Genomic DNA, 24,769 nt, shown 5'->3' with positions numbered 1-24,769 from the left:
ATGAGTGCCAGGACCGGCCCGGGCTCTTCGGCCTGGCCCGTCGCGGCAGGGCAGCACTCCGGCGGCCGGGCGTCGGCCTGCCGCAGGCCACGGCACCACGGGCATTCGCCGTCGTTCCCGCGCCGCGGCCCCGTTTCCGGGGGACCCAGTGAACACCTGCAGCAGGCCCATGGCCCGGCTGTCGCCAGGGCGTTCCGGTTCGGACCAGCAGCCGTGGTGCCCGCTTCACTCCCGCGCCGGCCAGACCGGTCGCGGGAGCCGGCCGCCGCCGTCGGGCTGCCGGCGGCGACCGGAAGGCTGCGTGCTCAACCCTACTGGGGCCCTCCCGCTGACGTGGGAGGGCCCCAGAAAAGTTGAGCAACAAGCACCACAACCACCGATGCCGACCGCGCGGGTCGACTGGCCTGTACCGCTCCGGAAGATGCACAGCCACGGGACGTTTGGGTAACGAGCAGCTCCTCACCGATGTATCCACAGCCTCGGGCACCGAGGACGCCGACTCCCTTGCCGCACGGGGGCAGTGTGCGCTCGCGCTGTACGGTCTCGCCGGCTACCCCGCAGGGAGAACACCTGGACCAAGGCCGGCACCTGGCTGCGCAACTCCGCCGGCGGGACGACCGGCACCACCGTGTCCTACTACATCAGCATCAGCAACCGCATCTATCTCTCGCGTGGCAGCGACGGCTATTACCACTTCACCGACGGCACCGAAAGCGGACGTATCGCGGGCTACAACTACCGGACCTGCAGCTAGAACCGGTGCGGCACAGTGTGTGAGGGATACCTGGCACCCTCAGACAGCGCCGGGCCGGCGCGCCCGTCCTGCGCCGCAACTCCTCGACCGCGCCCCTCTCGTACGAGCCCCGCGTCTCGTACCAGCCCCGCGCCAGGGCGAGAAGCCGTTCCCGCGCGGTCTACGCAAGCTGCAGCCGGGGCTCCTTGCGTCGCGCAGATGGGCAAGGACGTGCTGGCCGTGCCGGCAGCACGGTCGAGGCAAGAGCCCCTCAAGGCAGTCGTGACGCTCGCGGGCCTGCCGCGACCGTGCCGTCGCAGTCCGCGCCTGGCGATCGGACTGCTTCGGGCCGGGGCGGGCACTAGACCCACCACCGCCCGTCCGGTTCCGTCCCGGTCGCGCGCAACCGCTTCGGGAGTCCCTTTGCCGATCAGCCTGTTCGTCGCCCGCCGTCTCCGCAGAGCCGCGCGGGTGGCCTTCGGATGGGACGAGTTGCGTCCCGGCCAGCTCACCGCGATGAAAGCGGTCATGCGCCGCAGGGACGCCATGGTGGTGATGCCGACCGGCTCGGGCAAGTCGGCGGTGTACCAGGTGCCGGGCATGCTGCTCCCCGGTCCGACGCTCGTCGTGTCACCGTTGATCGCTCTCCAGCGGGACCAGATCGCCGGACTGCTGCGGAACAGCGGCCAGACCGCCGTCGCCGTCAACTCGTCGATGTCCAGGACGCAGAACGAGCAGGCATGGGAGAGCGTGAGCGACGGAACGGCCCGGTTTCTCTTCCTCGCCCCGGAACAGCTCGCCAAGCAGGACGTGCTGGAGCGGCTGGCCGCGCTGAGACCGTCCCTCTTCGTCGTGGACGAGGCGCAGTGCGTGTCCTCCTGGGGCCACGACTTCCGGCCGGACTACCTCAGGCTCCGGCAGGCCGCCGAGAGCATCGGGCGCCCTCCCATCCTCGCCCTCACCGCCAGCGCCGCCGCACCGGTGCGCGCCGACATCGTCGAGCAGCTCGGCATGCGCAAGGCCCACGAGGTGGTGGCCGGGTTCGACCGGCCCAACATCCGCCTGGAGGTCACCCACTTCCTGGACAACGCGGCCAAGCGGCGCGCCGTGGTGGAGCGGGCTGCGGCCGAGCCCAAGCCGGGCATCGTCTACGTCGCCACCCGCAAGGACGCCGATGCGTACGCCGCCGAGCTGAGCGAACTCGGCCTGAGCGCCGCCGCCTACCACGCGGGCAGCCGGTCGGCCGACCGCAGCGCGGTCCATGACCGCTTTCTCGGCGGCGAGTTGGACGTGGTGGTGGCCACCTCGGCATTCGGCATGGGCATCGACAAACCCGACGTACGGTTCGTACTGCACGCCTCGGTGCCCGGGTCCCTCGACGCCTACTACCAGGAGATAGGCCGGGCAGGCCGGGACGGCGAGCCGTCCCGGGCCATCCTGCACTACCGCGTCGAGGACCTGGGCCTGCAGAAGTTCTTCTCCACCGGCCGCCCAGACGCGGACACCATCGCCAACGTCTCCCGCCTCGTACGGGACCGTGCGACCCCCGTGACACCGACGGAACTCCAGGAAGAGACCGGCCTGTCCGCCAGCCGGCTGACCGCCGTCCTCAACCTCCTGGAGAGTGCCGGAGCCCTCACCACGGAACGCGGAAAGGTGGCCCCGGTCCCCGGGGCCGATGCGGAGGAAACCGCCACGCGGGCCGTGGAGTTGGGCACCGCGCACGAGAGCATGGAACGCTCCCGGGTCGACATGATGCGCGGCCTGGCCGAGACCACCGGCTGCCGACGGCGTTTCCTGCTCGGCTACTTCGGCGAGCGCCTCAACTCCCCCTGCGGCAACTGCGACCGATGCGAACAGCGGCCCACCGGCCCCGAAGCCGCAGTCGGCGCCGTCCCCGGCATGTCCCGCCCCCGGACCGCCTCACCCACGCGCCACGACCACCCGTTTCCGCCCGGCACCGCGGTCCACCACCCGCAGTGGGGTGACGGCGAGGTCCTCAGCGAGGAGGACAACCGGATCACCGTCCTGTTCGCCTCGGTCGGCTACCGAACCCTGTCACTGCCGGTGATCCTGGAGAAGAACCTGCTCACAGCCGCTTCCTAGACGGAGGCCCGGTCGTCCGGTCAGCTGTCACGGCAAGCCCGGGCAGGACGGGGTCACCGGGCTGGTGAGAGGGCGATGACCGCTGTCAGGACCTGCGGGGGTGTTGTAGTTGACGATCCCCTCCACCATGAGAGCGACAGCGCCGACCAACGGGTTGGCCGTTCCCATGGCCATGACGTCGGGCAGCTTGTGCGCCTCGCGCTCGGTGACGGCCACCATGCCCCAGAACGCGTTGAAGCCCGAGGGATCCGCCGGCTTGTCGGTGGCCGCCCCCACGGTCAGGACGCCTCCCGTCTCGACCACGGCCAACGCACCCATCTGCCGCAACGTGTCGTGATCCCGCTCCTCGGCGGCCACTACGCTCCAGCCCGCCACCTCCACCTGCCGTAAGGCGTCAAGGAGCTTGCCCGGCGCGTCCGACCCCGCGACAACGATGTCAGGCAGGACGAGGGCCACTGGCCCCTGAGTCATTGGCAGGGCGGATCGGATCGCCCCGTCGAGACCAGGTCCGCACGATTCGTCCTGGTAGACGAAGACCATCTGGAAGGTGTCGGCATAGCGAGCGAGATAACTCACCGTGTCCAGTTTGTGTGTTCCGAACACGACGACCAGGCGCACATTGAGTCCGCTCTTGGCGAGTTCGACGACGGCTTCCAGGCTGCGGTCCAGCACGGTGACCCCAGGAGCCAGACAATGCAGTTCCTTCGGGTAGGGCGCACCGAAACGGGTTCCGTCTCCGGCGCAGGGCAGGATGACCGAAACATCAGGTACGGGTGTGGACGAACTCTGCATCGCGTAGCACTCCGGTTGTGTGGACGATGGGGGATCTTGCACACCTCGCCGAGCACAGACTGCCCAGAGTCGGCCGACGTCGAACCTCCGGCCCCACGCGCACCGTGGCCACCGCGAGGACTGTTACCGGCACAGCTCCCGAAGGCACAAGTCTGCTGACGGATAGGCGAGTTGACCGATGCGGCCAAGCGCGACGACGCGAGGCGACCGGCGCCCGCCCTGGGCGACAGGCGACCTACACTGCTGCCGATCATTCCTGACGCCCGACGTATCGCCGCTGCCGGCCATCACCCCGGGCTCCGGCGGAAACGACACAAGCGCAGGGAAGACTCGACGAAAGAGGACGCTGAATGCGGGTGCTGTTGTCTACATACGGGACACGTGGCGACGTCGAACCGCTGGTGGCACTCGCGGTGCGGCTACGGGCGCTTGGCGCGGCGGTGAGGATGTGCGCCCCGCCGGACGAGGAATTCGCCAAGCGGCTCTCGGGTATCGGAGTGCAGCTGGTGCCGGTCGGGCCACCCGTCAGGGAGTTGATGCGCGGGAAGAGCCTGCCCTCGGCAACGGACCTGGCCCGCTACAGGAACGAGTTGGTCGAGACGCAGTTCGACACCTTCCCTGTGGCGTTCGACGGATGTGACGTGGTGCTGGCGGCAGGTCTGGGGCAGGTCGCCGCGCGATCCGTGGCCGAGGCCGCGGGTATCCGCTATGTGTACGTGAGCTATGCGGCGGTCCACCTGCCGTCGCCGCACCACGCGCCACCGCCGCGGCCTGGCTGGCCGAAGCCCGAGGTCGCCGACAACCGGACACTGTGGGAGTTGGACGCCCAGAAAGTCAACGCGCAGTTCGGCGAGGCACTCAACAGTCACCGGGCAGCCCTCGGTCTGCCGTTGGTGGACAACGTGCGCGATCACATCCTCACCGACCGTCCGTGGTTGGCGGCGGACCCGGTCCTGGGGTCGTGGCGGGAGACCCCCGGCCTCGACGTCGTACAGACCGGCGCGTGGGCCCTCCCGGACGAACGGCCCCTCCCGGCGGACTTGGTGAGGTTCCTGGACGCGGGCACCCCGCCGGTCTATGTGGGGTTCGGCAGTATGTCCCCGGCCGAAGGCATCGGCGGCATGGCCGTCGAGGCGATCCGCGCACAGGGGCACCGCGTACTCGTGTCCCGCGGTTGGGCCGACCTGGATCTCGTCGACGACGGGGACGACTGCTTCGCCATCGGCGAGGTCAGCCATCAGAACCTGTTCGGCAAGGTGGCCGCTGTCGTCCACCACGGTGGCGCGGGCACGACGCTGACGGCGGCCCGGGCGGGCGCGCCGCAAGTGGTGATACCTCTCCAACTGTCGGACAACCCGTACTGGGCCGGCCAGGTGGCTGCACTGGACCTCGGTGCGGCCCTCGACGCTCCGACCACGACCGTCGGATCTCTGGGCATCGCGCTCAAGACAGCTCTGTCGCCCGAGACCCGGGCGCGTGCGAAGTCCCTGGGAAGCCGGTTCCGCGCCGCCGGAGCGGAGGTGGCCGCGCGCCGGTTGGTCGACGGGACGCGGTGAACAACGCCGGCCCGTAGCGCTCGAACCGATCCGGGCGAGTGAGCCCCGGGCAGGGTGAACCCGTCCGGGGCTTTGGCATGTGGAGAACATGGCCTGCGGCCGATCACGCCGACATCGATCACACTGCGGCGGACACCGCACCCTCGATTGTCGGCGCCCGGGTTCATGGATGACGGCGTGTACGCAGGCGGTGCGGGCAAGGACGCGACAGTGGACCAGGGACGGCCACTCGGGCACTTCAAGGAGCAGGGCGATTCCCCGATTCCCGCCACAGTGACGCCGTCGCGGTCACATGGGGTGTCCACCCACGCGGTGAGCAACAAGCGCGGCAGGTGAAGGGTGAGGTGCGGACGGCTCTGCTGATTCTCGTCGCAGGGCGCTTCCGCATGCAGTTCCCCGGCCGCAGCGTGCTGCTGGAGCGGCGGGGTGATTGCGTCGTCCGGGGCCAGGGTGGCTCACTCCTGGTTCGCCGAGGGCGACTCCGTGGCCATGATCTTTCGACGGCCTTCCGTCTCCGGATACGCCGTCCCCGAGGAGGGCGCGGCACGACCGAAGTGAACCATTGGCCTCATTTTTTCCGCTATCTTCTGGCAAACCTCTTATTGTCGCATGTCGAGCGCAAACAGTATTCCGTCACCGAATTGATGTGGCGTTGGTCACGGTTGACCATCTGATCGGAGCGCATTTAGCATCACCCGAAATGCGCCACCGCTGGGGTGGCCGAATAAACAGAAGCATCCACAATCGCCACCCGGCATGCATCTCGCGCAAATTTGACGGAGTTTTGATTGACAGGTGGCGATTTCCACAACCTCGCGCGAGACTCCGACGAGCCTGCGAAGATCCGGTTCGAAATCCCGTACGGTCCACTGTCCATGCTGTTCACACAGCAGCGCTACGAGGAAGTTGACCAGGCCGGACAGCTGGTCCCCCAGCCGCGGTCCGCCGAAGAGCCTCTTCCGCAAGCATTGTTTTCAGACCGTACTTTGATTGCAACACACGCATTCCGGACGTCAGTCTGATACTCCGGGAACGCCGGACCTGATTTCCGCCGCGTTCTCTTCTCGTGAAGGGTAATCCGTGTCCTTACCCCGAATCGCAGTCAGTAATCATTCAGACGAAGAGACAAAATCCGCGCCCTTGTCACTGGCGCAGGAACGCCTATGGGTCATGGCGCGCATGGACGGAGACGCCAGCGCCGCCTACAACGAGCCGATGCCTTTCGACATTCGGGGACCGCTCGATCGGGACCTGCTCATCACGGCGCTGCATCTGCTCGCGGCCCGCCACGAGGCCCTGCGCACCCGGCTGGTCCCCTTCGAGGGTTCGGCTCTTCAAGTCGTCGATCCGCCGGACACGGGGTTCCCGGTGGCTTTCGAGGATCTCACGGGGCTGCCGGACGCGGCTGAACGGTTCACACGCATACGGTCAGAGGTGGAGGGCGCCCCGTTCCGCCTGGGCGAGGAGCCCATGGCGCGCGGCTGCCTGATAGCACTCCAACCGCACCATCACGTACTGATCCTGGTGGTCCATCACATCGTCTTCGACGGCTGGTCCCGCTCCCTGCTGCTCAAAGAGCTGGGTCTGGTGTACTCCGCGCTTCAGCAGGGGCAGGACGTCTCGCTGCCCGAACTGACCTGGCAGTACAGCGATTACACGCGCTGGCAGTGGGACTGGATGTCGGGAGACGAGCCCGCCTCGCACGCCGACCACTGGACCACCGCACTGGCCGGCACCCCGACCGTGATCTCCCTGCCCACCGATCGGCCGCGCCCACCCGAACAGGATTTCCACGGCGACCGGTTGCCCGTGACCGTCGACGAGGATCTGACACGAGCCCTGCGCACCTTGGCTTCTGACAACGATGTCTCCCTCTACGCGACCGTCCTCACCGGCTGGTCCGTACTGCTGTCCCTGCTCTCCGGGCAGGACGACATGGTGGTCGGCGCTCCCACGTCGAACCGCCGACGCGGCGACGTCGAGGGTCTGATCGGCTTCTTCGTCAACACCCTCGCCCTGCGCGCGGACCTCTCCGGCTCCCCCAGTGTCAAGGACGCCCTGAAGCGGGTGAACCAGACGATCCGTGACGCTCTCAAGCACGTCGACCTCCCCTTCGAGCGAGTCGTCCAACTGGTCAACCCACCGCGGAGCCCCGCCTACACGGCCCTGTTCCAGACCATGTTCGCCTGGGTCCCCTCCATGCGGAAGGAACTCGAACTTCCGGGTCTGGAGGTCGAGTTACGGGAAGACGCCGCCCACACACCCGCGAAGTTCGACATGGTCCTGGCCCTGGCCGACGAGGGCCGGCACCTCACCGGGGAGATCGACTACGCGGTGGCGCTCTTCGACCGGACGACGATCGAACGGTACATACGTCAATTCCTGCGCGTGCTGCGCCTGATGACCGAACAGCCCGATGCCGAGATCGCCGACCTCACGCTGCTCGACGAGGACGAGCAGCGGACACTCCTTGCCACCTTCAGCACGGGGCCCACCGTGACGGACCCGGCATCGGAGGGCGTGCTGGAGCGCTTCGCCGCGCAGGTCCGCCAACGACCCGGGCAGTGTGCGGTGGTGGCCGGTGACGCGGAGCTGGACTACGCGACCCTGGACCGCCGGGCCAACCGTCTCGCCCATGCACTGATCGCCCGTGGTGCCGGTCCCGATCGAGTGGTGGGCCTGCACGTCGGACGTACGGCCGAACTCGTCATCGGCGTGCTCGGCATCCTCAAGTCCGGAGCCGCCTACCTGCCCCTCGACCCCGGCCAGCCCCCGGAGCGGCTCACTGCCATGGTGAGCGACGCCGCACCGGTCCTCGTGCTGACCGACCGGACGGACACCGCGGACGACCACGGACAGCTGTGGGAGCACCTGGCGAAGGTGGAGGCAGAGGGGGCGCACGACGAGGCGCCGGCCATCGACACGGACCTGACTCGGCTCGCCTACGTCATCTACACCTCTGGATCGACCGGCCGGCCCAAGGGCGTGGCGGTGACACACGGCAGCGTCGTCAATCTCCTCGACCACTGGCGCGAACTCATGGGGGACTCCCCCGGCGAGGCGTCATCGGCCTGGTCGAGCATCGGCTTCGACGCGTCGGTGCACGAACTCCTCGTCCCGTTGACCACCGGTGCCGTGCTCCACCTGGTCCCCGACGAACTCCGTGGAGATCCACGGGCGTTGCTGGACTGGATGCGCGAACGCAAGGTCACCCAGGCGTTCCTGCCCCCCTCCTACGTCCTGTGGATCGGCGAGGACCCGGCCACACGCCTGGCCGGATCAAACCTGCGTCAGCTCCTCACCGGAGTGGAGTCCCTGCCTGAGAGCACCCTGCACCGCATGCGTGAGCTGCTGCCCGGCCTGCGCATCTGCTTCGGCTACGGCCCGACCGAGGCCACCCTCTACGCCACGGCCTACACCGACCCGCAGCCGTACGAGCGGTCCTGTCCCATCGGGCGGCCACTGCGCAACACACGCCTGTACCTGCTCGACGACCGAATGCGCCCGGTACCCGTGGGAGTCACCGGAGAGGTCTACCTCGGCGGGGCGAGTCTGGCCCGTGGATATCTGAACCGCCCCGACCTCACCGACGAACTCTTCGTGCCCGACCCGTTCGTCCCCGGTGAACGCCTCTACCGCACCGGCGACTTGGCGCGCTGGCTGCCGGACGGCAACGCCGAGTACGTCGGCCGCCGCGACGACCAGCTCAAGCTGCGCGGCTTCCGCATCGAACCCGGCGAGGTCGAGGCGGCGCTGCTGGCGGTCCCCGGGGTCCGGGAGGCCGTCGTCCTGGCCGATCGCGACACACCCGGTGGCCCCCGCCTGATCGCCGGCGTGGGATGCGACGCCGAGGCCACGCGGATGCCGTACGAGTGGCGTGCGGCCCTCAAGGACCGTCTGCCGGACTACATGATCCCCGCCGTGGTGGTCGAGTTCCCGCGACTGCCGTTGAACCGCAGCGGCAAGGTGGACCGGACAGAGGTGCTGCGCACCGCGGCAGGAACCCGCGCGGGGCCGGTCAACACGGCCGCGCCCCGCGACCAGGTGGAGATGGCGCTGTACCGGGTCTGGCGCGGGGTGCTGCTGCACCCGGACATCGGCATCAGTGACAACTTCTTCGAGCTGGGCGGCACTTCGATATCAGCGATCAAGATGGCGTCCGCCGTCCAGGAGGAACTCGGCGTCGCCCTGCCCGTCCGGGACGTCATGCTGCACCCCACCATCGAGGCGCTCGCCGCGCGGGTGCGCGCGGGCGGCGGGGATGCCGTGCAGTCCGGGGAACCCGGCAGCCTGGTCGAATTCCGTGCGGGCGGCGACCGACAGCGCGTGGTGTGTGTGCATCCCGCCGGCGGCACCGCGTTCTGCTACCTGCCTCTGTCCGCCGAACTGGCCGACGACATCGGCGTGGTGGGACTTCAGGCACCCGGCATCAATCCCGGCGAGTCCACCCTGCCCGGTGTCGAGGCGATGGCCGAGGAGTATCTGCGGCTCGTCGGTCCCCGTGCCGACGAGGCACTGGTGCTGTGCGGACTCTCCTACGGCGGTCTGATCGCCTACGAGATGGGCCGCCGCCTGGTGGCGGCCGGACACGAGAAGGTGAGCGTGGTCCTCCTCGACACCCACGGCGCCCAGGACGACGAGCAGCGCGCCGCGATCGCGCCGGTCGGCATGGCAGAGTTCCGGGAGAAGCTGGTGCGCTTCAACGGCATGTACCCAGGTATCGACGACGACCAGGTGGCCCGGTACCTGAACGTCTACAACCACCATCGCGAGACAGGGCGCGACTACGCCGTACCCCAATCGCCCGCCCGCGTCGTGCTGATGCAGGCGACGGCCGTGGAGGACGAGGACGCGGACGTCGAGGACGCTGCCGCTCGTCTACGCGCCTTCTGGCGGCACCGCGTCAGCGGTGAGTTCGTGGTCGAGCCGGTTGCCTGCGGCCACTGGGACATGTTGGAGAGCGATGAACTGCCCCGCGTCGCCGCCGTCCTCACCGCCGAACTGCACCGCCTGGCATCCGCCCCCGAACAGGGCGAGACGGCCCGCACAGCACCTTCAGGCACGTCGGAGGCACGATGAAACCGCGCGTCGAAACGTCCCGCACCGACGTGGCCGAGGACATGAGCGCCCCGACCGGGACAGCCATCGAGATTCACCGCCGAGCCCTTCGCACACCACACGCCGAGGCGGTCGTCGACGGCGAAGTCCGCCTCGACTATGCGACGTTGAACGTGGCATCCGCGACCGTCGCCCAGGAGCTGGAACGCCAGGGCATCACCGCGGGGCAGGCGGTGGCGGTGGCGATGCCGCGGTCGTGGCGGCTGATCAGCGTGATGCTGGGCATTCTGCGGCTGGGAGCGCAGGTCGTTCCCCTCGACACCCAGAGCCCCGCCGAACGCCGTCACTTCATCCTCCGGGACTCCGCCGCGGTCGCCGTGGTGTACGACACGGTCGAGAGCGTCACCGACCTCCCGCAGGACGTGCCGGCGTTCGCCGCGGACGCCCTTCTGCCCGCAGTTCCCGAACCTCCGGATGCCGCTGCCGCCGTGGGGTCACCGTCCGCGCCCGGCGAGGTGTCCTTCCTGTTCTACACCTCCGGAACGACGGGGCAGCCCAAGGGAGTTGAGGTCCGTGACGCAGGAGTCCGGCGACTGGCTCAACCCGGCTACATCCGCGTCGAGCCCGGGCTGCGCTACGCCTGCATGGCCAATCCGGCATTCGACGCGCTGAGTTTCGAAGTCTGGGTGCCCCTGCTGACCGGTGGCTGCTGCGTGGTCCTCAGCGACGGGAAGGCGCAGACTCCCGAGCGGCTCGCCGCGGCACTGCGGCACGAGCGCGTGGACACCGTCTTCGTCACCACGGCGCTGTTCAACGCGATGGTCACGGCTGTGCCTGACTGCTTCGCCTCGGTCGGCGAGGTTCTTGTGGGCGGTGAACAGCTCAACCCCCACGTGATGCGCCGCTGGTACCGGGACAATGCCGACAGCGGCACCCGTCTGTTCAACATCTACGGGCCGACGGAGTCCACCACCTTCGCCCTGTGCCATCCGATCCCGCGCGACTTCGACGGGGACGTGGTGCCGATCGGCCGGCCGCTGCCGCAGACCGGTGCGGTGCTGGTCGTACCGGGCCAGGAGCGGGTCGCCGCGCCCGGTGAGGTCGGCGAACTCCTGTTGAGCGGAGCCGGACTCGCCGTCGGATACCGCAACCTTCCCGAGGAGACCGAGCGGCGTTTCGTACGGCTGCCGTGGCTCGACGGTGGCGAGGAGCCGTACTACCGCACCGGCGATCTCGTACGGGCCGGCGACGAGGGTCTGCTGGAGTACGTCGGACGAACCGACCGCCAGGTCAAGGTCCGTGGCTTCAGGATCGAGCCCGGCGAGGTGGAGCGGCGCGTTCTCACCCACCCGGCGGTCCAGCGGGCCTACGTGTGCACGCGTCGCGCGGGCCAGGAGGGGCCCAACGAACTGCTGGCGTTCGTCGTCCTCCAACAGGAGCTGTCCTACGAGGAGTTCGACAGCCACCTGGCGGCCCACCTGCCCGCCTACATGCGTCCCCACCAGATCCATCTCGTGGCCGAGCTTCCGCTCAACGCCAACGGCAAGATCGACCAGGCCGCCCTGTTGCGGCAGGCCGACCAGCCCTGGCGGCCCGCCTCCCCCGGTTCCGACGGACCGCCCATTACGGAGACGGAGCGCCAGGTCGTCGAACTGGCCGAGGAGATACTCGGCACGACCGGCCTCGGGCTCGGCGACCGGTGGATCGCCAGCGGCGGTGACTCCTTGAAAGCGCTTCGGTTCTGCTTCGCCGTACGACGGCGATGGGGCCGCGAGCTGACCCAGGCGGCCGTCCTCCACGGCGACCTGGCCGCCGTCGCCCTCTCGCTCACCACGGTCCGTCCCGGCGAGGAGGGCGCTGTGCCGGCACCGGTGGTCTCCGGTGCCCGCTCGGCGCCCGCCACCAGCGAACAGCAGCGGCTGTGGCTGATGGAGCGCCGCGCCCCGGGCTCCCGGGCCTACTCCGTCAACCAGGCCTTCCGCCTGGACGGACCGGTCGACACCGCTGCCCTCCGGCGAGCCCTGCGCAGCCTGGTGACACGCCACGAGGCGCTGCGGACGAGCTTCGGCCTCGGCCCGGACGGCCTGGAACAGACCGTCGGCGAGCCGTACGACCCCTGGCACGAGCCGGGCCGCCGGCAGACCTGGGACGAGGAAGAAGCACACGCCTTCGCCGACACCTTCTTCGCCGAGCCCTTCGACCTCGCCCTCCCCCGCATGCTCCGGGCCTGCTGGCTGCCGCGTGACGGCGGCGGCACACTCCTGCTGCACCTGCACCACATCGCCGTGGACGGCTGGTCGTTGAGCATCCTGCTGCACGACCTGTCGGCCGCCTACGCCGGAAGCGGCGGGCACGAGGCACCCGCTCCGACCCCGCTGGACTTCGCCGGCTGGCAGAGCGACCGGTTCGCGAGCACCGCCTACCGCGCGCAACGCGATGAACTCCTCGCGTTCTACCAGGGGTTGGAGGAGCCGCAGGAGCCGCTGCCTGCCCAGGGCGCGGGCCCGGCACCGCGGGCGCGCCTGCTGCACACGTCGCTCGACGTCGTTCGGCGCGCCCAGGTGGACCAGCTGTGCACCGAGTTCGGACTGACCGGGTTCCAGGTCCTGCTGAGCGTGTTCTCCTGGTGCCTGTACGGCGTGACCGGTCTGCTCCGCCCGCGCATCGCCGCCCCGGCCGCGGGCCGCCCGGTGCGCGAGTTCGAGAACAGCGTGGGCATGATGGCGAACACCGTGCTGCTGCCCCTGACCGTCGCGCCCGGTGAGGACCTTCGCTCTCACCTCGCCCGCACGAAGAGCGACACCGGGCAGGTTCTGGGACGCCAGGACGTGGCGCTCACGGACGTCCTGACCGGCTGGGAGGCCGTCGGCGACAGCACACCGTTCGACTTCCTGTTCGTCCTGGAGAACACCGACTTCGGGGCGCTGCGGCTGCCCGGCTGCACCCAACGCCCCCTGTGGTTAGCGGCACCGGAGGCCAAGTGCCCGATGACGGTCTCCGTGGTCGAGCACGCGGACGGACTCGACGTGCTGTGGGAGTACGCCGAGGACCGGTTCACCGGTGAGGACGTCGAGGCGATGGCGGAACTGTTCCGGCGGGGCGTGGACGCACTCGCGGCCGGTGGCCGCTCCACCGCTCGTGAACTCGTCGTGCCGTACCGGCGGTCCCTCCCGGAGCACGGGCGCGGACCCGCCCCGGAACCCGGCTTCACCACGATCGCCGAAGGCTTCGGCCGGCAGGTCGCCCGCACTCCGCACTCCCCCGCCGTGGTCACGGCCGACGGTGGCACCCTGAGCTACTCGGCCCTCGACGCCCGTGCCGCGGCCCTCGCCACGGAACTGGCCGACCGCTACGCGATCCCGGCCGACGGCAGCCCCTGCCGGGCGGCCCTGTACCTGGATCCCTCCGCCGAACACGTGGTGGCGCTCCTGGCACTGGCGAGGCTGAACGTCACCGCCGTCCCTCTCGACCCCTCCTACCCGGCCGACGTGCTGCGCCGCGTCCTGGAACAGATCGACCCGCTGTGCGTACTGGCCACGCAGGACAGCTCAGCGACACTGAACACGCTGCTCCCGGACGGTGTGGTGCGCCACCTCCTCGTACCGGGGGCGGATCGGGCGCCGCAGGAGGGCGCCGGCACAAGTGCGTCGTACGACGGGCACACGTATCACCGAGGCACGGTCGGTGCGCCGGTACACGACGGCGCACGCCCCCTGTACGCACTGTTCACCTCCGGCTCCACGGGCGTCCCCAAGGGCGTGCAGATCCACGACCGCACACTGTGCGACCTGATCAGGTGGCAGTCAGGTCCCGGCGGCCTGACCGCCCCCGCGGCCACCCAGCAGTTCTCGATGCTGGCGTTCGACGTGTCCTTCCAGGAGATCTTCGGGACACTCTGCACGGGTGGCACCCTCCAGCTCATACGTCCCGAGTGGCGTCAGGACGCGCCCGCACTCCTGGACCGGCTGGACTCCGCCGGCACCGAGCGGATCTTCATGCCGTACGTGGCCCTGCAACTGCTCGCCGAGTACGCCGTCCGCCTGAACCGGTATCCCTCCCGGCTGCGCGAAGTGGTCACCGCGGGCGAGCAGTTGGTGTGCACCGACAGCATCCGGCGCTGGTTCGCCGGACTCCCCGGCGCGCGCCTGTTCAACCACTACGGGCCGACCGAGACCCATGTGGTCAGCGCCCTGTGTCTGGAGGGAGATCCTGCGCAATGGCCCGAACGGCCCGCCATCGGACGACCGGTGGCCGGCGCGGACCTGCATGTGGTGGACGCCCAGGGCGATGCGGCCCCGACCGGATGCACCGGCGAGCTGCTGATCGGCGGCACCATGACCACCCGCTGTTACCTCGACGAACCCGCACTCGACGACGCCCGCTTCGTCGAGCTCCCCGGCGCGGGCCTGTTCTACCGCAGCGGCGACCGGGCTTTCTTCGACCGTGAGGGCCTGCTGCACTACGCGGGCCGCGACGACCAGCAGATCAAACTGAGCGGGCACCGGCTCGAACTCGGATCCGTCGAGGCAGCCCTGCTGCGCCATCCGGCGGTGGTCAACGCAGTCGTCACCCGTGACGGCGACCGGCTGACGGCAGGCCTTGAAGTCCGTGGCGAAGCACCGTCCGCCGACGACCTGACCGCGCACCTGTCCGCCCTTCTGCCCTCCTACGTACGTGTGGACCGCTTCCGCAGACTGGAGAGACTCCCCCGCACACCCAGCGGCAAGCTGGACCGGCAGGCGGTCGTGCGGGCACCGGGGGAAGAGATACGTCGTTCCGCGATCGCCCGCACGGGCCTGTCGGCCGAGGAGGAGCGCCTCACCGCTGTCTTCGAGGAGGTCACCGGGTCGACGATCGCACCCGACCAGACCTTCTTCGAGGCGGGTGCCTCCAGTCTCGCCCTGATGCGCTTCCACCTGCGCTGCACCACGGCACTCGGTCTGCGCTTCAGCGTCGCGGACCTCTTCGAGCACGTCACCGTCCGCTCCCTGGCCCGCCACCTCACCGCCCCGCGGCCACTCACCCCGTCGGCGCCGAGGAACGACGGGCCCCCCGAACCCGGCGAACCGATCGCGGTCGTAGGCATGGCGGTACGGGTGCCCGGCGCCCCGGACCTGGCCGCCTTCTGGGAGCTGACGGTCTCCGGCGGCACCGGAATCCGCCGTATCGAAGCGCCGGAAGGAGTCATCGGCGCGCACAGCACCCTCGACGGCATGCTCGACTTCGACCCGGGCCACTTCGGCATCAGCCCTCAAGAGGCACGTCTGATGGACCCCCAGCAGCGTCATCTGCTGATGGCCGGTGTGCAGGCCCTGGCGCACGCCGGAGTGGCGGACACCTCGGCCACCCGGGTGGGCCTGGTGGCCGGTGCCGGGGAGAACACCTACTTCCAGTCCCTGCTGCGCGAGGCGGACCCCGGCCGGCTGCCTGACGGCTTTCAGCTCGCCCTGCACCATGAGAAGGACTTCCTGGCCACCAAGGTGGCGTACCACCTCGGGCTGACCGGCCCCGCCTTCAGCGCCCAGACGGCCTGCTCCAGTTCTCTGGTCGCCGTGCACCTCGCCGCCGGTCTGCTCCGGCAGGGCGAAGCGGACGTGATGCTCGCCGGAGGGGTACTCATCGACCCCGGGCTGACCGGCGGCTACCGCTACCGCCCCCAGCACATCTTCTCCGCGGACGGCGACTGCCGGCCCTTCAGCGACGACGCCACCGGCACGGTGGGCGCGAGCGGTGTCGGTGTCGTGGTCCTCAAAACGCTGCGGCAGGCACGGCGCGACGGCGACACCGTCCACGCACTCATCACAGGCTCCGCGATCAACAACGACGGTGCGGCGAAGATGAGTTACACCGCGCCGTCCCTGGCCGGACAGCGGGAGGTGATCCGGACCGCCCTGTCCCGCGCCGGACGCACAGGCGCCGACCTCGGCTATGTGGAGGCCCACGGCACCGGCACCCGGCTGGGCGACCCGATCGAAGTGGGGGCGCTACGGCAGGCGTTCGACGTGAGCGAGTCCGGCCGCTGCGCTCTGAGCTCCGTCAAGAGTCAGCTCGGCCACCTGGGCGCAGCCGCCGGTGTGGTGGGCCTCGTACGCGCGGTCCTCGCCGTGCGCCACGGGACGCTCCCGCCCAACCTCAACTTCCGTGCCTTCAACCCGGAGATCGGACCCGACCCCACTCCCTTCCACGTCCCGGCCCGAGCCATGCCCTGGCCCGAGGGACGCGAACGGGTGGCCGCGGTCAGCAGCTTCGGGATCGGCGGCACCAACGCCCACGTCATCGTGGAGCAGGACACCACGCCCGGACCGGTGGCAACCCGCGAGGTGCCCGAGTGCCTTGTGCTGTCGGCCTCCAGCGCGGACGCCCTGGCCGCCGACGCCGCTCGGATCGCCGACTACCTCCAACTGCGCCCGGAGCGCCTCAGGTTCGTGCTGCGCCATCTCCAGGCCGGTCGGGTCGCTCGCCGTCTGCGGGCCGCGGCACCTGTGACGGACGCCGCCGCGGCCGAGCGCTGGTTGCGCACGGTGGCCGCTGGAGCGGTGCAACCCGGTAGCGCGGACCCGGACGCCGCAACGGTCTCCGCGGCCGGTCGCACGGCCCACGATCTCGCCGAGGCCTGGGCCGCCGGACACCCTGTCGACTGGGGTGCGGGCTCCGCTCCGGCGCCCTGGGACCTTCCGCCCCCGTCGTTCTCCCTCGCGGAGTACGACTTCGACCGGCTGCCCGAGGACCCGCGCGAGGCCCCGGCCGCCACACCCCGGCGGCTGCCCCGGGAGAACTGGCTGCACCAGCCGCACTGGGTCCGGCTGCGCCGTGCCGCCGTCGCGGACACCACCGCGCCGGCCGACCGCGCGTCCGCCGTGGTCGTCGTGGCCTCCGAGGACACTCCGCGGACAGCGCTCGCACCCTTCAAGGCGGTGGCGTCGCGAGTGATACGGGTGCACCCGGCCGGCGCCTTCGCCCGCAGAGGGCCGGACTCCTACGACGTGGACCCCGCCGATCCGGCGTCTGTGCGACGGCTGCTCGACGCGCTGTCCGAGGACGGTGCCCCGGCCTCCGGCGACACGGAGTGGGTGCACGCCCTGCCCCTCGACGTGACAGGGCCGGTCGGTCCCAGCACCCTGGAACACGCCCGCCATGCCTGCTTGGACAGCACGGCGGCCCTGGCCCAGGCGCTGACCGGGCGAACCGGCGCCCCACGTGTGTGGTGGCTGTCGTACGGCGCCCGGCCCGTGACGGGAGCGGTGGACAGACCTGAACTGGCGCTCCTCGCCGGGCCGGTCGAGGTCGCCCATCAGGAGTCCGCCCTGAACGGCCATTGGCTCGACCTCCCCGACGGCGACCTCACCCGCTGGGCCGGACACGTGGCTTCGGTCGTCGCCAACACACGTGAGGCCGGCCATCCCGGCGAACCGGCCTTACCCCGCCAACTCGCTCTGCGGCAGGGCTACTGGTGGCGGCTGGGAACGGTCTCCGTACCGGAGCCGGAGGATACGCAATCCCTCGTACCGACTGGAGCGGACACCGTCCACCTCGTGCTCGGTGGCACGGGCGGCATCGGCCGCGCCATCGCCGCCTGGCTGCTCGAACACACCCGCGGTCGGGTGCTGTTGCTGTCGCGAAACCCGCGGCTGCCCGAGGAGTTGGACGGATGGGCCGACCGTGTCGGCCTCGTCCCGGCGGATCTCGCGACCATGCCCGTTCACGAAGTGGCGGCGGCCGTCGCCGACCACACGTCACGGCTGGACGGCGTCATCCACGCGGCCGGTCTCGGACACGGCGGGCTGCTCGTACGACGTGACGCCACCGCGATGCGCGATGCCGCCGCGGTCCGCGAGCGTGGCGCACTCGTCGTCGAGCACCTGATCGGAGCCTTCCGCCCGGAGATCGCGGTCTACTGCTCCTCGATGTCCGCCCTGCTCGGCGGTGTCGGCCAGAGCGACTACGCGGCCGGCGCGAGCCTCCTCGACGGCTTCGCCCACCACCGGGCCACCGAGACGGAGACGACCGTCCGGATCGGCATCGGCTGGGACATCTGGAGCGAGACCGGAATGGCGACCCGGGTCCTGAACACGGACAGCCGCCATCAGGCCCACCTCGCGGTCGGCCTGACCGTCGAGGAGGGCAAAGCGGTCTTCGCCCATGCCCTGGCTCTGCAACTGCCTCAACTCCTCGTGTCCACAACGGACATCGAGGCCTCCCGGGCCTTCTACGCTCCTGCCTACGCTCTTGTCGGCATCGCGGATCGGTCCTCGGGCTCCGGGCCGACGCACCCGACGGCAACGGACACAGAGGAGGAAGCCTCCGACACCGGCAGTATCGAGGAGCGAGCGGACGCCATGGCCCGGGTGATCCAGGATCTGCTGGGCGTGGACGAACTGGACCCCGAGGACTCCCTCTACGACCTGGGCGCCGACTCGCTGACCCTGATCAGCGTGATCGCCCAGATCGAGGACGACTACGGCGTCGAGTTCGACCTGGCTTCCTTCAGTCACCGCGTCAGCCTCACGGAGATCCTCAAACACATCGAGGCGGCCCTCGCCTCCACCGAGCCCGCGACCGAGTCCGCCACGGGGTCCGCCACCGAGGCGGCCGGAAGCACCTCCCGGGTCGTCCTCGACATCTGGCAGGAGGGAACCGGTTCGGCCGTCCTGTGCCTGGTGCACCCGGTGGGTGGGGACATCCAGGCCTACCGCTCCCTGGTGGCAGCCCTCGGACCCGCGCCTACGGTGTGCCTCATCGCCGACCCGGCACTCCGCGACACCGAGATGCCCGCATGGTCACTGGCCGAGCGGGCCCACCACTACGACGCGGAGCTACGTGAGCGCTTCGGCGGACCGGACCACCGGCTTCATCTGGCCGGGTGGTCCTACGGCGCCCGTGTCGCGATGGAGATGGCGGGCCTCGCCGAGTCGGCCGGCCGGGCACCGGAAGCGCTCTACCTTCTGGATCCGCCACCGCCCGAGGCAAAGGCGCTGGTCGCCGCCTACGACGAGACTCACCTGGAAAGGGTGTTCGCCGCCGAACTCGGGACCGGAGCCGCCTCGTTGCCGAACGGGCACGCACAGGCGTACGCCGAGCGGCTGGCCCGCTGCTGCCGCGCCAACCTGCGCAGCCTCGGCGAACATCGCGTACGGCCGCTCGTCTCCGTCCCCACGTATCTGTGGCTGGCCGAACACCCCACGGCGGGCATGCCCGCCCCCGCGGACCCTCGCGAGTCGGACCGGCAGTGGAACGCCTGCCTGCCTCCGTCCGCCGTGCTCAGGTATCTGCCCACGGACCACTACGGCATCGTCGCGGCACCCCACGTGGACACGGTGGCCGAGACCATCAGGGCGACGCTGGCACCCCCGGATGCCAGCACCCGCGAAACCACCGGCCTGTAAACCCCACCCCCCCTTCTGGAGGTTGACATGGAGTCATACGAACGCGAAGCACTGGAAGCGGTGACCACGCGCCCCGTGTACTCCTACCGCACGCTCACGGTCGAACGGATCACCCCCGTTCTCGGGGCGGAAGTGTCAGGCGTCGACCTGTCGCAGGAAATCCCGGCGGAGCAACTCGAAGAGATCCGGGCCGCCTTCCGCGACCACCACGTCCTGGTCTTCCGCGATCAGACGATCACCGGCGAGCAACACAAGCGCTTCGCCACCGCCTTCGGCGAACCGCGCCCCGTCAACCCGCCGCCGCCCGAGGGCGATCCCTGCATCCTGGAGATCCGCACGACGTCCGCCGCTGCGGACGTGGCGGGCAACGGCTGGCACGCGGACGGCACAGCCGACGCCGAACCGTCACTGGGATCGATGCTCTACATCACCGAGATACCCGAGCCGGGATGCGGCGGCGACACCCTGTTCGCCAACATGCACCTCGCCTACGCCATGCTCTCACCGGCCATGCGTGCCCTGTTGGACCCAATGACCGCGATACACGACGGCGCGCAGGCCCTGGCGGGATACACACCGCCCGCGGACTACGTCATCCCCAAGAGCGAACACCCGCTCATCGCCCGGCACCCCGAGACCGACCGCAAACTGCTGTACGTCAACAAGGCCTACACCAGCCGCATCCCGCAGCTCTCCGCCGACGAGAGCCGGGCCCTGCTCGACATGCTCTTCGACACCATCGCCCGCAGGCCGGTCCTGCACTGCCGCGTCCGCTGGACCCCGGGCACGCTGGTCTTCTGGGACAACCGGTGCGTCCAGCACCACGCGACGTACGACTACTACCCCTACGCCCGCTACGGCCAGCGCGTCGCCATCAACGGCGGCCCCGTCAAGGGCTGATGTCCTGAGCAGCAGGTGAGGCGTCGTGCACGAACCCCGGTCCCGCGCACGACACCTCACCGCGCTGCCTGCGGCCAGTGTGGTTCCGGATCGGAGCGGTGGAGACAGGGCGGCATCGCAAATGGCTTCGGGGGCCCGAGGCCGTTCCATATTGGTGCAACGTCGAGAGTGAACGCTCAAACAGTTGCGGGCTGACAGAGGAGTCCTGTACCGCACCAGTTCTGCTGGTGGAGATGGTCGAGCATGGCCGTCTCCGCCGAACCCGGATTGCGCCGCACGCCGACGAGGACGGGCTCGGTCAGGGAGGGCAGCAGCGGGCAGGCCAGTGATTCGAAGCCTTCAGGGATGGCCGAGGCCGGGACCACAGTGACGCCCAGGCCCTGCGCCACGAGCCGCACCGCGGTGGAGATCTGTGACGCTCGGGCCACCGTGTGCGGGCTGAGGCCGGCGTTGGCGAGCAGGCGGGCGAGGTAGTCGTCGAGCAGGCTGGCGCGCCGGAACCGGATCCACCCCTCCGACGCCAGGTCTTCCAGGCGCAGGGTGGCGCCGTCCGAGAGAAGCGGGTGCCCTTTCGGCAGGACGGCGACGTAGGCTTCCTCGCCCAGAGGATGAATGTCGAAGGTGCACCCGGCAGGGATGTGGTGCACGAGGACCATGTCGAGGGTTCCCTGGCGGACCAGTCGTTCCATGTCCGTGGGATCGGGCTCCTCGTGGAGAGTCACCTGCAGCTTCGGGTGGCGATTGCGCAGCTGCCCCAGCACCTGGGGCAGCTGGCGTGCTCCCAGGCCCATGTGGACAGCCATGATGAGTTCGCCTGCCAGTTCCCCGTCGGCGGCGCGTGCGGCCGTGATGGCACGCCGGGATGCGGTCGTCGCGATCTCCGCCTCCGCGAGGAAAGCCCGCCCTGCCACCGTCACCGTCACCCCGCTCGGGGTGCGGGTGAACAGCTGCACCCCGAGGTGCTTCTCCAAGGTGCCGATCTGCTGCGACAGAGAGGGCTGAGTGACCCCCAGCCGTTCTGCTGCCGCTGTCATGGAGCCCTCGTCGGCGACGGCCAGGGCGTATTCGTATTGGCGCAGGTTCATTCGAAATCCAACCTTCGACATGACATAGAAGATGTCAATGCAGAGTATACGTTGCCACTATTTGCCTCTATGTCGAGCCGAGTCCTACCGTGGTGCACGCCCAGCCCAGCCACCAGAGCCGGAAAGCTGCGGGGATGGCAGCCGCGTCCTGCAGACACGCAAGTCCTGCGACGCCAGCTGCCAAAAGCAGGATGAGACAAATCAATGTGTCCGATGCTCACAGTCTCGAATCAAGGAGAAAGCATGCGTCTCTCGAATAAGGTAGCCCTCGTCACTGGCGGGAGCGCGGGCCTTGGCCTGGCGATTGCCCAGCGATTCGCAAGTGAAGGCGCTCACGTCTACATCACGGGGCGACGGAAGGAGGCACTCGAATCCGCGAAGAATTCAATTGAGGGGCATGTCACAGCGGTCACCGCGGACGCTACAGATTCGGGTGATCTCGACAATTTGGTCGAGGCTATCCGTCAGGAGAGCGGGCACCTCGATGTGATCGTCGCGAACGCTGGAAGCATTGAGCGGATGAACTTCGGGAACGTGACCGAGGAACACTTCGACCACACATTCGACCTCAACGCCCGAGGCACACTGTTCACCGTCCAGAAGGCGCTGCCGATCCTACGAACGGGCGCCTCGATCGTTTTGCTGGGCTCAATCACGGCATTCAAGGGGGATCCCGGGGCAGGGGCTTACAGCGCGGCGAAGGCCGCCGTGCGCTCCTACGCGCGCACGTGGGCGGCAGAGTTCGGCGACCGGGGTCTTCGGGTCAACGTGCTGAGTCCGGGGCCGATCGACACTCTCATCATCGATGGACAGGCCGAGTACTTCGGCCAAGATCCAGTAGATCTCCGAGCCCAAATGAGTACCCTTGTCCCGATGGGCCGCCTTGGGCTTCCCGAGGAGATCGCCAATGGTGCGCTGTTTCTCGCCTCGGACGAGAGCAGTTTCATGACAGGTGCAGAACTCTGCATCGACGGCGGCATGGCTCAGGTATAGCCCGCTTCGGCCGGAGCGGAACTGGGAATGAGCTTGTCCTACGGTTTTGGCGTGGGGTCACTCCGCTCATAGGTAATCTGCCTGGCTATAAGGGCGATCACGGCCCAGGTGATGAGCGATTCCGATTCTCTGAACTATTGGCGTTAAAGCCGGAGGTCAGGGATGCGGTGCTGCGGAGCCTGACCGGCTGAGCGACGCCGTGGGAAAAGTGGAGGACGAACCACGCCGCGGTTGGAGTGGAGTGGCGTGCTCCAGGCGACTGTCAGTCTCTCTCGTTCTCGCGCGACCAGGTCAGCCACTCTGCGATGGCGACAGTTGCCGTGTGACAGCGGGGACTGACACGGGAGCGTGAATATGCGGCGCTCAACCATTCGTCACTGGTCGAGGTGGATGACACTGCCGCCTCGTCGGCACGGCAGACGGGATGGGCGGGGCCGTTGACCGGCAGGCTCCGCCAGTGCCATCTATCGCGACCAGTCACACGATGTGTGGTCGTTCAGGATGGGCGGCGGAGCTGCCGCGTTTTGTAGCGGCGTCCCGGCATCGTGTGAACCTGCCGCCGCTCTCCGTCTCGACCCTTGCTCAGGCTATCGAATTTCGATAGATTCCCATCGTCATTCGATGGGAGGATGGGTCGTGGGAAAGCTGACAGTGCGTGCGCTGCGCGCCGTGCTCGGGGTGGTGCTCGCCGGCACCGTGTTCGTACAGGCAGGGATGGTGTGGGTGTTGGTCAGCGGGAACGATCCGGAAGACGGGTCGCTCCCGCTGACCCCGCTGCGCGTGATCACGATCCTGGGCATGATGTCGGCCCAGGTCGCCCTGGTCTGCGTATGGCGGCTGGTGACGATGGTGCGGCGCGGAACCGTGTTCTCCCACGCCGCCTTCCGGTACGTGGACGGAGTGATCGGCGCGATCGTGGCGGCCGCCCTCCTGTGGTTCACGGTCACGGCCATCAATGCGCCGGGCCAGCGGGACGACCCGGGCGTCACCGTCATCATGGGCGGGATCGGCCTGGCCATCCTGGGGGTCGCACTCATCGTGCTCGTACTGCGGATGCTGCTCGCCCAGGCCGTCATACGAGACGTCGAAGCGACGCAGATGCAGGCCGAGTTGAACGAGGTGATCTGATGCCGATCGCCGTCGACATCGACGTGATGCTGGCCAGGCGGAAGATGTCCGTAGGAGAGCTCGCGGACCGCGTAGGCATCACGCCCGCCAACCTGGCCGTACTCAAGAACGGCCGCGCCAAGGCGGTGCGCTTCACGACGCTCGCCGCACTCTGCGAGGTACTCAAGTGCCAGCCGGGCGACCTGCTGCGCTGGGAAGCCGAGGACGCCGCAGGCGGGGTTCTCGACGTCCCGTGATCCGAGGTTGTCCATGCGACCGGTGCAGTGGAGAGTGCCGCCAGAGCGGCCCCTACTCGGGTGGCCGCATGGTGCGCAGCCGGTCGGCGATGACGTACACGGTCAGGCGCAGCGCTCGGATGTCCGCGATGAGGTCGCGCCACGGCTCGTACGCGGCCGTGTCCACGCCCCCCCCCGGATGCCCTGATGTACGCGACGGGGACGCCGTACGCGAAGAACTCGTTGCGGGCCGGCAAAGGTCGCAGCAGCACGATCTGTTCCATGAGCGCGGCTGCCTGCCAGTGGGTGTCCGGTGATCCCACATCAAGTTCATGAATACCTCTCGTGAGCCAGATCGGCCACGTCCAGGTCGCAGGCCTGGCGCGCGCATGCTCTCGGTGGGGTGGGCGCCGTACGTAGTCGACGGCTGCCTACGGGGCAACGTCCTCTGCCTGAGGCTCAGTTCTGATCCGCCCGAGCGTGTCCGGCCCCCCGGTGAGCTCCCCAGGAGCAAAGTCGACGGCATCAAGGCCAAGGGGGTCTCAGTCGTCCATGGCCCGGGCAACGCGCCCAGCACCACCCCGGTCACGCACGAAACTGGGCCCTTCCGGGATCGCCCCCGGAAGAGCGGCGGTGCCAGTGCCGGCGCGGGACTCCGCTCGTAGGCTGAATTCCTCGGTGCCGTTCACGGAGGTTCGTCGTGCCCCGAACTGTATGGTCAGGCGCTATTTCATTCGGCCTGGTGACTTCTCTGAACCATGAGGAGCGATCAGCGCCTGGAGGATCGCAAGCTGCACGTGATGCAGGTCGTCCAAAGAGT

At 69.1% G+C, this 24,769-nt stretch carries 11 protein-coding genes and 1 pseudogene; 10 read left to right on the top strand and 2 right to left on the bottom strand.

Going from position 1 to position 24,769, the window contains the following annotated elements; genetic code table 11:
* Positions 1–520: 520 nt before the first annotated feature.
* A complete protein-coding gene (locus tag AOK17_RS50635) occupies positions 521–754 on the top strand; it encodes a hypothetical protein (protein ID WP_055611216.1) in 234 nt (77 codons plus the stop codon).
* 408 nt (positions 755–1,162) lie between these two features.
* Positions 1,163–2,839, top strand: coding sequence for a RecQ family ATP-dependent DNA helicase (locus AOK17_RS05775; protein WP_425424594.1), 1,677 nt, complete (start codon positions 1,163–1,165; stop codon positions 2,837–2,839).
* Between the two features lie 27 nt (positions 2,840–2,866).
* Here AOK17_RS05775 and AOK17_RS05770 read toward each other — a convergent pair whose 3' ends face one another.
* The gene (locus AOK17_RS05770; RefSeq protein ID WP_342671475.1) at positions 2,867–3,511 is read right to left on the bottom strand and encodes a hypothetical protein; all 645 of its coding nucleotides are present in this window, start codon (positions 3,509–3,511) and stop codon (positions 2,867–2,869) included.
* A gap of 470 nt (positions 3,512–3,981) precedes the next feature.
* Here AOK17_RS05770 and AOK17_RS05765 point away from each other — a divergent pair, with 470 nt between their 5' ends.
* From AOK17_RS05765 to AOK17_RS05750, 5 genes and pseudogenes are all read left to right on the top strand, one after another.
* Positions 3,982–5,187, top strand: coding sequence for a glycosyltransferase (locus AOK17_RS05765; protein WP_055611214.1), 1,206 nt, complete (start codon positions 3,982–3,984; stop codon positions 5,185–5,187).
* A gap of 165 nt (positions 5,188–5,352) precedes the next feature.
* Positions 5,353–5,745 (top strand): annotated as a pseudogene (locus AOK17_RS51970) (cupin domain-containing protein).
* A gap of 522 nt (positions 5,746–6,267) precedes the next feature.
* On the top strand, positions 6,268–10,266 hold the full coding sequence (locus AOK17_RS05760; protein WP_281198581.1) for a non-ribosomal peptide synthetase: 3,999 nt from the start codon (positions 6,268–6,270) through the stop codon (positions 10,264–10,266).
* Positions 10,263–19,628 carry a non-ribosomal peptide synthetase gene (locus AOK17_RS05755; protein WP_063997169.1) on the top strand — a complete coding sequence of 3,122 codons (9,366 nt, stop codon included), beginning with the start codon at positions 10,263–10,265 and terminating at the stop codon, positions 19,626–19,628. Before AOK17_RS05760 ends, AOK17_RS05755 begins: the two co-directional genes overlap by 4 nt.
* A 27-nt stretch (positions 19,629–19,655) precedes the next feature.
* Positions 19,656–20,528: a TauD/TfdA dioxygenase family protein gene (locus AOK17_RS05750; protein ID WP_055611212.1), complete on the top strand. Its 873-nt coding sequence runs from the start codon at positions 19,656–19,658 to the stop codon at positions 20,526–20,528.
* 176 nt (positions 20,529–20,704) lie between these two features.
* Here the strand turns inward: AOK17_RS05750 and AOK17_RS05745 are convergent, their stop codons facing one another.
* A complete protein-coding gene (locus tag AOK17_RS05745) occupies positions 20,705–21,613 on the bottom strand; it encodes a LysR family transcriptional regulator (protein WP_055611211.1) in 909 nt (302 codons plus the stop codon).
* Between the two features lie 243 nt (positions 21,614–21,856).
* Between AOK17_RS05745 and AOK17_RS05740 the strand changes: the two genes are divergently transcribed.
* The 3 genes from AOK17_RS05740 to AOK17_RS05730 all read left to right on the top strand — a co-directional run bounded on the left by AOK17_RS05740 (position 21,857) and on the right by AOK17_RS05730 (position 23,970).
* Positions 21,857–22,606: an SDR family NAD(P)-dependent oxidoreductase gene (locus AOK17_RS05740; RefSeq protein ID WP_055611210.1), complete on the top strand. Its 750-nt coding sequence runs from the start codon at positions 21,857–21,859 to the stop codon at positions 22,604–22,606.
* A gap of 636 nt (positions 22,607–23,242) precedes the next feature.
* Positions 23,243–23,734 carry a DUF2975 domain-containing protein gene (locus AOK17_RS05735; RefSeq protein WP_055611209.1) on the top strand — a complete coding sequence of 164 codons (492 nt, stop codon included), beginning with the start codon at positions 23,243–23,245 and terminating at the stop codon, positions 23,732–23,734.
* Positions 23,734–23,970 (top strand): helix-turn-helix domain-containing protein, encoded by a 237-nt coding sequence (locus AOK17_RS05730; RefSeq protein WP_055611208.1) that lies wholly within the window; start codon positions 23,734–23,736, stop codon positions 23,968–23,970. The genes AOK17_RS05735 and AOK17_RS05730 overlap by 1 nt, the downstream gene beginning before the upstream one ends.
* The last annotated feature ends 799 nt before the right edge of the window (positions 23,971–24,769 follow it).

Origin of the sequence: Streptomyces phaeochromogenes (assembly GCF_001418655.1) — a bacterium.
GTDB classification, from domain to species: domain Bacteria; phylum Actinomycetota; class Actinomycetes; order Streptomycetales; family Streptomycetaceae; genus Streptomyces; species Streptomyces phaeochromogenes.
This window is presented reverse-complemented; position numbering and strand designations above follow the sequence as displayed.